Source organism: Bacillus thuringiensis, from assembly GCF_001182785.1.
GTDB classification, from domain to species: domain Bacteria; phylum Bacillota; class Bacilli; order Bacillales; family Bacillaceae_G; genus Bacillus_A; species Bacillus_A thuringiensis_S.
Genome location: NZ_CP012101.1, coordinates 159,428 through 173,048, shown reverse-complemented (window position 1 = coordinate 173,048; position 13,621 = coordinate 159,428). Strand labels below are relative to the sequence as shown.

The window sequence follows — 13,621 nt, the reverse complement described above, 5'->3', positions numbered from 1 at the left end:
ACTAATTTTGTATGAAGGGGGAGGGGGAATCATGAATTCTAAAATTTTGAAAGATGTAAAAGTAAAATGGGGTTTTATCTCAGCTATAGTGTTGGGCATTATAGCAGTAGCACTTGCAGTATATAATATCGGTTACTGGGTAGTTATAGTTATTTTATCTGTAATAATCTCATCTTTTAGTGTATATAGAGCTGATCAATTATATAAAGTAGAGGATAAAGATAATTAAATAGCCTCATCAAATAATTAAAAAACTATAATTTATTAACCTTAAGAGCTGTTTCGACAACTCTTATATATCCCCTCATTTTTAAAAATTATAGATTAGCTTTTTAAAGCTAATCACAAAGAATATGTATCAAATAAATATTTTCTAAAAAGTTGATTCCTTAATATACGAGGAGATCGGCTTTTTTTATAGAATTTTTCTTAGCGTATAAAATCCGCGTTTTGCCGTCAGGACCCCATGCCCATCAACTTAAGAATTCAGAATTACCCCAAAACGAAAAAATGAGCTATTTTGCTACAAGTTAGCACAAAATTTCGTTCTGGGGGCATTTACCTTTCTTAGCTTGATGGCGATGCGGTACTACCCCACTTCCATTATATTTGTATATAACACACTCCTAATTATGGTATTTACTCTTATTTAACTTATTTTTTCAATATTTTTAGAAGCATCTTATTTCGCCTTGTCATATTACACTAATTGAAATTAAAACACATCTGTATGCTATTTGGTTAAATTTACTATTCGAGACGTAATTATTGCAGTAATCAAGATGATAATAGCGGTTATCAAGCCAGATTCTCCAATCCAAATCTCAGTTTGATACCCTGTACTTGCACGTGTGAAAGGTCCTTGAATAATGGCATTCCAAGTAGCATGGATGATAACCGAAGGCCAAATGCTACCTGTAATAAGTCGTAAATAAGCTATAATATAACCGAATGGTACAATACAAAGATAGATACCAAGTACTGAAAGAACGACAGATGGTCCCGCTACATATAGACCAGCAATAACTATTGGAACATGCCACGTTGCCCAAATCAATCCACTAAAAAGGATGGGCCGTGAAAACTCTGCATCGACTAGCCTTGTGAGCATATAACCTCGCCAGCCCATTTCTTCTCCCAAAGCTGGGATTAAGCCAAGCAAACTTCCGAAAATGCCGCTCAATACTACTAGATAAATGAAGCTGAATGGTGCCGTTACATACTGAAGCCCAAGCATATTGTAGATCGGTTCTAAAATAAACATACCAACTTCGGGATACTGAAACCCAGCAATTCCGCTCAACCAGGCGATAGAATAAGTAATTCCACAAATAATCATAGGGATTAGCAGAGCAAAACCAATCCCCTTCCATATCTTTAAGTTACCGAGACTAAAAGATACATCTTTAAACCCTTCTTTCAGTATTATGCGAGTCAAAATAGAAGATAATGCTGGGGTAAACATATATACCACAATAAGCGGCATACTTTTCGTAATTATTACTACTACATTTAGGATAATAGAAGTAATGATTAAGATACTCAGAAAGAGTTGAAGTCCTATTTTAGCACGTTGGATTTTATCTTTATTGTGGAACGATTTTGCGTGTAATATCATTGTAATCCGCCCTTCCCCTATAATTCACTTGTTTATCGAATTTACTTCTTGTCATTTCCACAGACACAACTTAGAATAAAAATATTTTGGCATACAGATCATCCATCTTTAAAATCCCTCCCAAACGCATAATCGAGTCTTACTTGCGACTCATCAATGTAATTATTATTTATAAGTTGTCATAGCCGGTAGTACAAAAGTGTAATGATTAACCTATGACTTGTGTCAATTTAACCTTATGACAATATGTAACTAGAAAATATGATATGGGATAGATAACAATTGAATTAAGGCAATTGGTTCGTGCAAGTACATGAATCAATCTTGCTTTTACAAATAATTCAATTGAGGTGGAAAAAATGAATAAGAAAAGAATAATTGCAATGGTTAGTACAGCTTTATTAGTCACAGGATGCGTGGAAGTAGGGAAGGCTCAAACAGTAGCAGTCGAAAATTCAGGTCAATCAATCCAAAAAAATATAGTTAAATCCATACAATCGCAGGCTTACCCATTAAAAACGATAGAGCCATCAAAATCATTTGAGGATTTAAAACCACTTAAGAAAATGATTGGGAGCGCACAATATATAGGATTAGGAGAGAATACTCATGGAAGCTCTGAAATTTTCACTATGAAGTTTCGAATTGTAAAATATTTGGTTACTGAGATGGGTTTTACAAATTTCACAATGGAGGAAGATTGGGGAAACGGCTTAAAGCTAAATGAATATATCCAAACAGGAAAAGGAAATCCTAGGGAATTTTTAAACTTGTTATATCCTACTGATGAAATTATAGCCATGATTGAGTGGATGAAAGATTATAATGCTAATCCATCCAATAAAAAAAAGATCCAATTTATTGGGCTCGACTTAAAGCAATTGGACCAAGGTTGCTTTAATAAAGTAATTGATTATGTAAGGCTGCATCGACCGGATTTGCTGGCAGAAGTAGAAGAAAATTATAAAGAATTGTCGGCTTTTAATGGAGGTATACAGGAGTATATGAACCTTGCCCCTGAAATAAAGGAAAAGTTCAAAGCAAACGCTGAGAGAGTAGCCAAATTACTAAAAGATGAAAATGGGCAAGCCAAAACAGAATTAGTTTCACCCGAGTACATCTGGGCGAAAGCAACGGCAATTGTAATAGAGAAATATACTACAATGCTAATTCCTAACGACTATCCAAGTGTGTTAAAGCTACATGAGCAATACTTGGCCGATCATGCAATGTGGGCACAAGAGACATTGGGTGGTAAAACGATGGTATGGGGACACAATATTCATATAGCTAAAGGAATTATCGATGAGAAATTATACCCTTATGTTGCGGGGCAATTTTTGAAGGAACGTTTAGACAATAATTATGTCACAATTGGCAGTACAACTACGGAGGGGAATTTTACCTTATACAACGACACCGGAGATAAGATTATAACGGATCCGATTCCACAAGATGTAAATAGTTTCAATTATACCTTCGGAAAAGTACCATATAACATGTTTTTATTGGATAACCGTCACCTTAAAGGACCGGCAGAGAAATGGGTGAAAGCAAAAAGACCATTACTAAGTATAGGGGCACGACTCTTACCGAACGAATCGGCATACTTTGATAAGTCATTGCTTGAGCAATTTGATATTATTTTTCATATTCGAAAAACAAGTCCATCTCATATTAAATAAAAGTACAAAACAATCCCTTCTTACATTTACAAGAATGGGATTGTTTTATGGAGATTAATATAAGCATCTTTTTTAACCAGAAGTAGGTTACTTTCCCCTTTTTAACAACATTTAGAACTGTCATATGACACTTTTACACTAGTGAGAATGACAAAAAAAGCAGTATGATTCGGTTATTACATAGATAGGAGCGATGAACTTTATGAAATCAAGATTCATACAGAATGGTTATTTTTTATTGCTAACTTTCGTTACAGGATTGTTTTATTTTTGTTTTTATCTAATAGCTCTGCTATTCAGCTTCACCCTTTCATTTACGGTAATTGGAATTCCACTAGTTATACGCGTACTACAGACTACTACACCTTTTATCCAATTCGAGCGCATACAGACGAAAATTTATACAGATATTTCAACAGACTCTTATGATAGAAGTATAACAATAGATACATCAAACTGGGCTCAGGTAAAATTAGAGCTTACTGATCGTCGCACTTGGTCTGCTGTCTTTTGGTTAATGCAGAAATTTGTGATTGGCATTTTTAGTCTCATTAGTGCAATTATGTTTTATGTAATGCCACTTATGTTGCTGTTAGCACCACTACTGTATCACTACATAGAAATGAATATTATATTCATACAGATAGATACTTTTACCAAGTCACTCTTTGTAATGCTTATGGGTATAGTATTTACCGCCATAAGTATTAGAATAGTAGATCGTTTGACAAAGAAAATTGGAGGCTATACACGTAGCATGATCCGGCAACTAAATCAATAGAAGTTTACCTTCTATGAGGGAATTGTAGTGTAAAATTAAAAAGTACAACAATGTATGAAGGATTAATTTATAATATAGGAAGTAAAAAGGTAGGCTACTTAGGGGGTAAATGACTTGTTAGATATGGTTAAGTATTGGTTTTGGTACGATTGGATTATGTTAGGAGTCCGTATACTTGTTAGTGTCTCTATCGTCGTAATCACATTAGATTTTCAGAATGGTTTGACATTGCCACTTTGGATTATTATTTTTTGGGAGGTTGTTGCCTTCTCTATTCCATGGGTAGCCTTACTGTTCAATTACAAATATTACTTGTCCACAGAAATACTGCTATATGGTGGACTGTGTATATATTTAACCTCCTTATTTCCGGAAGCTAACAAGACATTTCTTATATCGGTGTTTCTAATTGCTGCGAATAGTAAGCATTTGTCCTATTATTGGACAGCTCCAACAACAGTTTTTATAACAACTGGAATTCTCTATGCGGTTGCGCCAAGTAATAGCTATTGGATTTTGGTTACCTACTATGGACTTGCTTATGTAATGGGCTTCGCTTTCCATTTATTAATCGTCAATCATAAGCAAAATGAAGCGATTCGTAAACAAAACGCGGTACTTGAGCAATATATGTCTCAAATTGAACGCATTACATTGGCAGAAGAACGGAACAGACTGTCGAATGAGCTTCATGATACAGTTGGTCACGCTTATACTTCTATTATTATGGGGATGGAAACGTTGCGTACCGAACTTGCTACTGAAATGGGTATACAGAGGCTAGATTCTCTGCTTGAAATGGGACGTAAAAGCATCGAGGACGTAAGAGGTTACCTACATCAAATGGATTCTCCGTGTCAATCGTCTTCCTTGATTCAATCTCTACAAAATCTTGGAGCCGAATTTCAGGAGCACGCTCAGGTAAATGTAAGTTTTAGGACATTCGGAGAGGAATATCAACTATCTTGGCAAGCGAAGATCACATTCGTTCGTTGCTTACAGGAGTCCCTTACGAATGCAGTACGTCATGGTCAAGGGACTGAAATTATAGTTTCATTGCAGTTTGAACAACAATATACGAGGTTAGAAGTTCAAGATAATGGAAAAGGAAATGTAGAATGGCAGGAAGGCTTCGGTATGAATGCGATGAAAGAACGGACAATGAACTTGCAAGGTCATTTGTCTGTATATACAAAGCCAGAGGAAGGAATGCTTGTTACATGTACCATACCGCGACAAACTGAAATAAAAGATGGACTTATTCGTTTGTTAATTGTAGACGATCAGCCATTTGTTCGGGAAAGTTTGAGGACACTACTCGATAGATATGAAGATTTAAATGTAGTCGGCTTGGCTGAGGATGGCAATCAAGCCATCGATTTGTGTGGGCGCCTTCAACCTCATGTTATACTTATGGATTTAGATATGCAGCACATGGATGGAGTTGAAGCAACCAAAAAGATTAAACAACAATGGCCACATATCCGCGTATTAATTTTCACAACTTTTCAGGATACCGAACAGGCGTTGGAATCACTTCGCAACGGTGCGGATGGTTTTTTACTCAAATCTATTGAAACATTGGAGCTAGCTAATACGATCCGACTTATTCACAAAGGTGGGACACTAATTGATCAGGGAATGTCTCACAAAATATTTGAGAAGTTTGATGCGCAAAAAGAGACACCACAATCAAAAGCAACCGCTTATGAGCTAACAGCTAGGGAGATAGAAATATTGCAGCTAGTAGCAAAGGGACTTCGATACACTACCATAGCATCAAGGTTATATTTATCGAATGGTACGGTCAGAAATTATGCTTCCACAGCTTATGCAAAGCTAGGAGTCCGCAACAAAGAAGAAGCTGTTCAAAAGGCTCTAGAAATTGGAATTATCGAATAAAAAAGTGTTTTTTTGTTTCTTTACAGCAAAGTAAACTTCATCAACTGGTCCAGCACCATAAGCAACATATTTTGTATCGGAAATTTGGATTGTTTCGTTCCAATCCACAGCATAATGTAGGGATATCGCCATCAACCTAATAAAGGGAAAATACCTCATCGCTACCAACCGTAGGAAGTTTCTTTTTTTCAATTTTAACGACTTTCCAAACGTTATTTTCTCTTTTCAGCGTATATAGATTTAAGCCATCTAATTTTACTGCGTGTATATAAGCAATGTTTTCTTTAACATAAATCCTTGGTTCCCTAGCCCATGTCCATATATCACCCTGTAATACAGATAAAACTGCCTTACCTAAAGGCGAAACTTGTCCTTTATCAGTATAAAAGGGGAACTCCCTAAAGAAATAGATATCTTTCATCCCTTTTAAATCAATATCGAAATAATACTTATTAATAAATTATTGATTCGGTGCTTCTTGCTTTGCCAAAACAGTAGAAGTAGTGATACAAAATAAAACGCTGAAAATAATACATAAAAATTTTTTCAAATAAAGTCACCTACCTTTTCTTGGTAGGTATTTTTCCCCACAAAACAAAATACAACACTATAATTTATTTGAGCTTGTTATTAAACGGTTCTCCTTCGTTAACCGAAGAAAGAAAGGAACATGGTTCCCTCAAATCTTTCTATAAACTTCTGCATAAGCAACCTTCAATTGCTCACGCAGTTGTTTTTTCTCTTCTTCTAACCTCTTAATCTTACGTTTCAAAGAGGCGATAACTGCATCTTTATTATTTTCATCTATTTCACGCTTGATTTGTTTTGGTGTAGGAGCTTCCGCTTGTTGCTGGCGCAGGCTCTCAATCCGTTCACGCAGCTCACGGCTGTTGTATAGCGTCGCTTTTGCTACGCCAGCCTCGCTTGCCACACTATTAAAATTGATAGGACCATTGGCTCGCACGAGCCTTTGGATGGCTTTATCCACCTTTTGCGAAGTAGTCGCTTTTCTTGATGCATGAATTGCTTTTAAATGTTCTTTACGATCGTAGTTAGCCATTTTCTACACCCTGCTTTCGCTTTATTCGTTCCATTCTGCCGAAGATAACATTCCCTTCCTGGAGCTTGCTTAAAATCTCTTCATAACGCTTCAAATTTCTAGAACCTTTCTCCACAATGTCTTCACGTCCATGCTGTTTTGCTAATTCCATATTTCTAGAGGTTCTTTTGATATGATCCTCATATTTTCCGATATCGAAATCGGAAAAGCCAATTGCTAGGTCCTTACAAGGGGTACCTCCCTTACCACACGTTAAACAAGGCGCCTCCTCCATATTAAGGACAATCGCCACTTAAACGAGCGTGACACGTTCCATAGTTATTTTCCATCGCGTTTAATTTATGATTTTGCCAAAGAGCTTGCAGGATGTCCTCTGGGATATCTTCGCCTGCCTTAATTTCTTGCACCTTACCATTTGAATTGAAACGGTGTAGACTTTTATTTCTAAAGGCTGCTTCAAATGACTTTCTCTTTGTGTCATCCAACAGTTTGGCATACCGCAAGGTCATTTCAGGCGAGGCATGTGCCATTAGTTCCTGTACAGTTAGTATATCTGCGCCGCCATTTAACATTTTGACAGCATAGGTGTGGCGAAATTGATGAGTTTTGAAGTGGAATAGTTTTCCATTCTCATCTACAATATTCTTTTGTTTTGCTAGTGTGTTTAATTGTTCTCGAATCCATCGTTGATAATAAGGCCTACCTTTCCGTACACCTCGGTAACGAACAAAAATAAACCCTTCGGGGTTATTCTCTTGGTTGCTATTCTCTTGGGATTGTTGAATAAGAACCGCGAGGATATTTGCTAAATCTTCGTCAATTGGGATTCTATGTCCTTGCACATATGTCTTCTCAATATCCGTGACAATAGAGTAGTTACTGTTAATTCGCTCCAAACAATTCGAGGTTAAACCTAATACATCCGAAATGCGAAGCCCTGTTTTAAAAGCCACCCATACCACTGGAATGACCTCTTTGTGTAAGTCATCGATGTGCGCGAAAAGTTGCTCCAATACAAATTCAGGAATGTAATCAATTTGATCAATCGATTTCTTTTTTAACTTTGGCTTGTCCTCTGGAAAGAGTAACAATCGTACAGGAGTTTCAGGAGCGATATCGTATTCATATCGCTGGATGTCTTCCAAGCACTTTCCCGTGTAGGTCAGGGCATGTGATATATAGCGTTCAGGGTTCGCATTTTTTTGGGTCAAATTATTTCTTGCGTATTCATGTAACCATTGAATATACAGTCCCATATGCGATCGTTTCAATCCTTTTAAACTTGTCCATGTAGGTTCTAAGGAAAATATAAATGACAAGAACCTTGGTAAATATATTGAATATATTGAAGCTGTATCCCATGAAAAATGATTCTTACTAAGTAAGCGTTGTTTGAAATACTTTTTAAAATACTGGCGCATTTCCACTTGTTCAATTTTGGTGAAATCAAGATAATAATTAGTCTGGGTCTTGTTATAGTTAATTCCATATTTGCCATGTAACACCCGCACATCCCATCGATCTTTCTCCCACTCTTCACGCGTATCAGTCAGCGTGAGAAATTTGGAATGGATAACTCGTAAAAAGGTTGCGGTGGGTGTTTTATTAATAAGTTCACCATACGTCATGTGCTGTATTGTCTGTTGTGTTAGAACACCTTGCTGTTCTAACCAAAACAACCACTCCCGTTCCACTTGATCGATGTTCAAATCAAGGAGAGAAGGGAGGTTAGAGTATTTTTCATTGAGAAATGCTGTTAACCTTCGTAAGCTCGTTGCTTGCCCGCCAAACACGGTGCCAATTGCCCATTCGTCTTTAAATAATTTCTGATACCAAACATATTTCACTTCCAAGTTGACAGTCGCGCTATTGATTTCAAAACGCATATTCCGTCTTCTTCTTTTACTATGATTCTTCGCCATCTCTTGAAATTGTGGAATGTTTTTCAAAAAGTCGACATTCCAAATGTCGTTAACCAAGAAGTAGGGATCTTTGACGTGATGGATGGCAACGGAGCCATCTTTCTCTATGGTCTTCACAGAATAACTCGACAGCTCGCGCTGCAATCGTTCATGAAATCCAAGTTGCTCTGTATCACTCTGATAAGTTTGCTTCATTCTTTCCCGCCATTCTGTTGTTTGATTTGAAATGCTCCCTGTGCCTTTTCCCAAACCTTACGGGTATCTTCGTCCGAAGGATGAAGGTACAGGTTCATGGTCGTTTGGATTTGTGAATGGCCCAGTCGCTCTTGCACCTGTTTAATATCCTTCGTTTCTTGATAGTACATCGTCGCGTGCGTATGACGGAACAGGTGAGGGTGGATGTTCAGCCCTATTTTCTGACGTAACCGCTTGAATAGAGCTTCCACGTCACCATAGGTCATCGGTTTACCCTTGTTCTTACCGCGCAGTTTGACGAACACAAAATTGGTTTCGAAGTCCAATTCGTCAACGACATCATACATGTAGTCATCATATAAGTCCATGAGCTCCTGTGAAACAAAGATTTCTCGTTCCCCTGTTTTTAGTTTCGCACTGTTCTCAAATTCCCCGCGATCCGTCAGACGAATACGATGTCCTTTTTGATGACTAAACTTGAAATCCTCCAAAAATAAAGAAAGAGCCTCTCCAATTCTTAACCCCGTCTTAAACAAGAGTCGGATGAGAAAGGTATCCCGTATATTCGTTGTTGCCGCTAAGACTTGCTCCACCTGTTCTATTGTAAGTGTCTGCACCCTCTTGCGAGGTTCTTTTATCTTCAACACATTCCGCATGGATGGCTTGTCCTTGTTGACATGATGAAGGAAACTCTTATACCGCGTTCTCCCGCCTGTAAAGACCTGACGTATCAATTTCTCTTCCATATCACGTGGCAACTCCTCATTTCGGTATAAATAGTCATAGAAGTTTGTGACAGCAGTAACCGTAAGGTTCACTGTCCTTTCTGTTTTCTTTGTCTGCACAGGTCGAAGGGACATTACCTTGGTGCTCTCATACGGATTCCGAAGCCATCCCACAAACTCCACCAAGTCCTCTAATCTTATATGCTTGTAATCTTTCTCTGTTTCCTGTAAGTACAGGAAATACTGTTTGAGTGCATAACAATAAGTCTTCTGTGTGTTGCTGCTTTTCCCTGTAACATCCAAATACTTGAGGTACTTCACCACAGGAATCACAGGAACCCCATCTGAATCTACTAATATGTATCTCTTTCCATTCTCTAGGATCACCTCTTGTACACGCATAGTTCTTCACCTCTTAACTCCTTTGTACGATCGGTCTCTCGACTTTGCTACGCCTCACGTTGTGGGATATGTTCCCTAATACAAAATCGAACGTAAGTTCCTGTATTATTGTATACATAATAGACCATACTTTTAATCTCTAATTATGGAATATATCATGTAAGAAAAAAGCGGATTTCAGCCCTAATATTGGACATAGTATCCGCTTCTAATTATAGTCTGTTTAACACAAGCCTTGTTCTTAGAGTTAGTTTAGTAAATTTACGCAATGAGGAGCTGTTAATGATGGAACAGTTAACTATTTTTGACGTAATGGATGAAACTAAAAATAAGCTTTATGAGGTATTAGAGAAAAATGGATTAAATTATAAAATTCGTAAATACTATTTATATTCGAATTATGAAGGGGGCACGGCAACGATTCTATCTTTTTGGGATCACTTAAAATAGACTATGGCTATTTTTGTTCAATTTGCAACTTTTAATTCATTAGGTGAAATAGCCATATTAAATTGGACATCGGGTGGTTGACGATTATCGTCCAATCCATATTTCCCGAATCGATTTATATGGAAGATAAGGTATGGGCTCAAATCAGATAGCACTTCCTCGTCTAATTCTTAGCTGTTATCCTTCTTTCTTCAATTGTGTTCCGTAAAAAATATCTATTATATTAAGTTTAATAAGTTAACAGAATACATCTTCTGATATAATTGGAAGTTTTTTATTTTTTTTACAAATAGAACATAAATAGAACACATTTTAATCTTATTGTTAAATATAGGGACTATTTTATATAGGTAGTCTTTTTTAAAATAATTATTACATACACAGGAGGTTTTTCAATGGCTAGGGATTCCTATTACTGGGAAATGGCAAAAAAGAATATTGGTGTTTATTCAAAAGCGGAACAATAATGACTTGAAATAAGAAAGTCATTATTATGGGAGTAGGTGGATATGAAACAATTCGATTTTCTAGAATGGGAATAGGGCATATTACAGGTGTTGATCCCGATGAATTTGAAGTTTCTAATATTAACAGACAAATGATAGCGCTTTCCATAGAAATCCACTTACAATAAACTTTGTGTTTTAATTAGGCTGTAAGGTCCTTACAGCTTATAAGATACAAGAAAGTAATCTAATTTTTATATTTATCTTTGATATAACTTCCTAGAGGGATCATTTTATAGCTAAGCAATATGTACAGGTAGCTATAATTTATGATTACATTCTCGTAATTAACATCATTATAACTATTTATAAAAATAATATATTGTCAGTTTTTCTAGAAAGAGAATAAAGCACTTAGAGTTTAATCTAACTGTTTTATCAAGAGCTATTAACAATAGGTAGAATTAGCATGAAAAAACATTAGTCGCAGGTATATTGGCTATGGCGGTATCCACAAGTTGTTTCACACCTGTAAACGCTTTTGGTGCAGAAAATCAGCAACCTCAATTCGAATAAGTTGATGGGCGTGTATGGTGAGGCCTATAATATTACTTCTTTGATAGGATACATGTAAAAATAATACAACCAGAAAGGACGATTTGATGAAGTACAAAGATAGAAAAGATGCAAAACGTAAATACAAACAAGTCATTCTTACAACAGTAACAACAATGACTTTAGGAGTTAGTACATTAGGACCCACAGCCTCTGCATTCGCTGCTGAAGGAGATAACAGTTCAGTTATTTCATCACTAGAGACTCAAGTGAAAAACACTGAACTGTCAGAAAATAACTTGATAAACAATGTAAAGAAGCAAATAAATGATCTAGGGCCGGCAGTCAAATTTGTGGGAACTACAACGAGTGAACTTATTAAATTTGCAAATGAAGGCCCTGAACAATTGAACGATACCTTAAGGGCGATAACCATAGCAGGCACTGGTCTCATTCCAGGTGGAGGAATGCTTGTTGCTCCGATGATTAGTTCCATTTGGCCAGAAACAAATGGCATTAATTCACAGCTAAACAAACTAAGAACCGATCTTACTAAGCTGACAAATAAAATTGATAATGAAATTAATAACGAACAACTTAACTCGCTTAGCATTAAATTCAAAACATTAAGGGACTCACTAACAAATCTTGAAAAAGTAGTAAATGCTGATAATGCTCAGAATGCTGATAATAGCCAGAAAAATTATGAAGACACCAAGACTCAACGTGGTATATTGGCAAATAACATTCAGTATTCATTTAGGAGTCTTTTAGATTACACTTCGGATGATAAACACAAAGATATAAATTTACCTATATACACTAAAGTTGCGCTTGCTCATTTACTGTTTTTAAACTCAGTAAGTCATAAAGCAGTATCTTCTAAAATGAATATTACAGAGCAAAGCTTAAAAGAAATATATATGAAAGATGGGTTTGGAGCAATTACTAATAGCTATTTATTGCATATAAAGAAAACATATGATGATACTACAGCCCCACACATCAAAAAGATAAAACAGGTACCAGAATTCCACTTCAACCTTGGTGATGCAGAGAATCAGATAAAAGATTTGAAAGATAGACTAAGTAAGGTCAAAGAGCAACACAGGCAATGGGCTCTAGACTGGGGTCGTGGCGGTGGTATTGTACCAATTGGGGGCAAGGAAGATACAAAATTCAAATCTGATATAGCTATCCTGGAGGATGCTATATCTTCATATGAATTCGTAGAAAAATTCTACAATACAACAGTCAATGACCCGGCGATCCCGGCGATGAAAGAACTAGCAAAAGAGAATGAAAAATATTATTCTTTGAATGAGGGAACTTACAAAATAGTATACCCACAAGCAAACAAGATTGTCGATTTTGGGGAGCATGGGATAGAACATCCAGTGATATGGGATTCTCATGATGGAAAGAACCAACAATGGGAATTCAAATATGATGCTGATAAAAAAGCTTATCAAATCATCAACAAAGAGGATGGCAGGGTCTTAGCCTATAATACTACACCTAATGCGGACGATACAGCCCTTGTTACAGAAAATCAGCATAAGCCAGAGCATTATTGGATTTTAGAAGGTACCGGAGATGGCAATGTCATGTTAGTGAATTATGAGAACAAAAATAAAGTATTAGATGTTTACGATACAAGAACAGAAAGTGGTGCAAGATTATATGTTCGGGACAAAATCAACAATAGCGCTGCACAAAAATTTAAATTAGTTAAAATAGGCTAACTCAACTAAATATTGCATATAAAAACTCCCCTGTCCGATGATATACAGTATAGAAGGAGTTTTTATATCTATAAATTCCGTTTTGAAACATGGAATACCGTTTTGACATTCAACACCTCTTTTATTATTGTCGCT

At 36.4% G+C, this 13,621-nt stretch carries 10 protein-coding genes and 2 pseudogenes; 7 read left to right on the top strand and 5 right to left on the bottom strand.

All coding sequences use genetic code 11. The features are described 5' to 3' along the window. Positions 1–31: 31 nt before the first annotated feature. A complete protein-coding gene (locus tag AC241_RS30295) occupies positions 32–229 on the top strand; it encodes a hypothetical protein (RefSeq protein WP_050845500.1) in 198 nt (65 codons plus the stop codon). A gap of 504 nt (positions 230–733) precedes the next feature. Here the strand turns inward: AC241_RS30295 and AC241_RS30290 are convergent. Beyond that, entirely contained in the window at positions 734–1,618 is an 885-nt protein-coding gene (locus AC241_RS30290) for a CPBP family intramembrane glutamic endopeptidase (protein WP_050845499.1), read from the bottom strand. 359 nt (positions 1,619–1,977) lie between these two features. Here AC241_RS30290 and AC241_RS30285 point away from each other — a divergent pair, with 359 nt between their 5' ends. The 3 genes from AC241_RS30285 to AC241_RS30275 all read left to right on the top strand — a co-directional run bounded on the left by AC241_RS30285 (position 1,978) and on the right by AC241_RS30275 (position 5,986). Next, on the top strand, positions 1,978–3,303 hold the full coding sequence (locus AC241_RS30285) for an erythromycin esterase family protein (protein WP_050845498.1): 1,326 nt from the start codon (positions 1,978–1,980) through the stop codon (positions 3,301–3,303). A gap of 202 nt (positions 3,304–3,505) precedes the next feature. Further along, positions 3,506–4,084, top strand: coding sequence for a sensor domain-containing protein (locus AC241_RS30280; protein WP_050845497.1), 579 nt, complete (start codon positions 3,506–3,508; stop codon positions 4,082–4,084). Between the two features lie 114 nt (positions 4,085–4,198). Beyond that, on the top strand, positions 4,199–5,986 hold the full coding sequence (locus AC241_RS30275; protein WP_050845496.1) for a helix-turn-helix transcriptional regulator: 1,788 nt from the start codon (positions 4,199–4,201) through the stop codon (positions 5,984–5,986). A 136-nt stretch (positions 5,987–6,122) separates the two neighbouring features. Here AC241_RS30275 and AC241_RS30270 read toward each other — a convergent pair whose 3' ends face one another. The 4 genes and pseudogenes from AC241_RS30270 to AC241_RS30255 form a co-directional block, all read right to left on the bottom strand. Next, positions 6,123–6,407, bottom strand: a complete 285-nt coding sequence (locus AC241_RS30270) for a hypothetical protein (protein WP_224414255.1) — start codon at positions 6,405–6,407, stop codon at positions 6,123–6,125. Between the two features lie 258 nt (positions 6,408–6,665). Then, a complete protein-coding gene (locus AC241_RS30265; RefSeq protein ID WP_050845495.1) occupies positions 6,666–7,046 on the bottom strand; it encodes a DUF6262 family protein in 381 nt (126 codons plus the stop codon). Next, positions 7,039–9,163: pseudogene (locus tag AC241_RS30260) on the bottom strand (tyrosine-type recombinase/integrase). The gene AC241_RS30265 and the pseudogene AC241_RS30260 overlap by 8 nt, the downstream one beginning before the upstream one ends. Beyond that, complete coding sequence (locus AC241_RS30255) at positions 9,160–10,290, bottom strand: tyrosine-type recombinase/integrase (protein WP_050845494.1); 1,131 nt, start codon at positions 10,288–10,290, stop codon at positions 9,160–9,162. The pseudogene AC241_RS30260 and the gene AC241_RS30255 overlap by 4 nt, the downstream one beginning before the upstream one ends. A 285-nt stretch (positions 10,291–10,575) precedes the next feature. On the opposite strand from AC241_RS30255, the gene AC241_RS35020 reads away from it, so the two are divergent. The 3 genes and pseudogenes from AC241_RS35020 to AC241_RS30250 all read left to right on the top strand — a co-directional run bounded on the left by AC241_RS35020 (position 10,576) and on the right by AC241_RS30250 (position 13,486). Then, positions 10,576–10,740, top strand: coding sequence for a hypothetical protein (locus tag AC241_RS35020; RefSeq protein ID WP_196303450.1), 165 nt, complete (start codon positions 10,576–10,578; stop codon positions 10,738–10,740). Between the two features lie 395 nt (positions 10,741–11,135). Next, positions 11,136–11,353, top strand: a pseudogene (locus tag AC241_RS33925) (ThiF family adenylyltransferase); the annotation flags it as partial. Positions 11,354–11,848: 495 nt separating this feature from the next. Continuing rightward, on the top strand, positions 11,849–13,486 hold the full coding sequence (locus AC241_RS30250; RefSeq protein WP_050845493.1) for an RICIN domain-containing protein: 1,638 nt from the start codon (positions 11,849–11,851) through the stop codon (positions 13,484–13,486). Positions 13,487–13,621 lie beyond the last annotated feature (135 nt).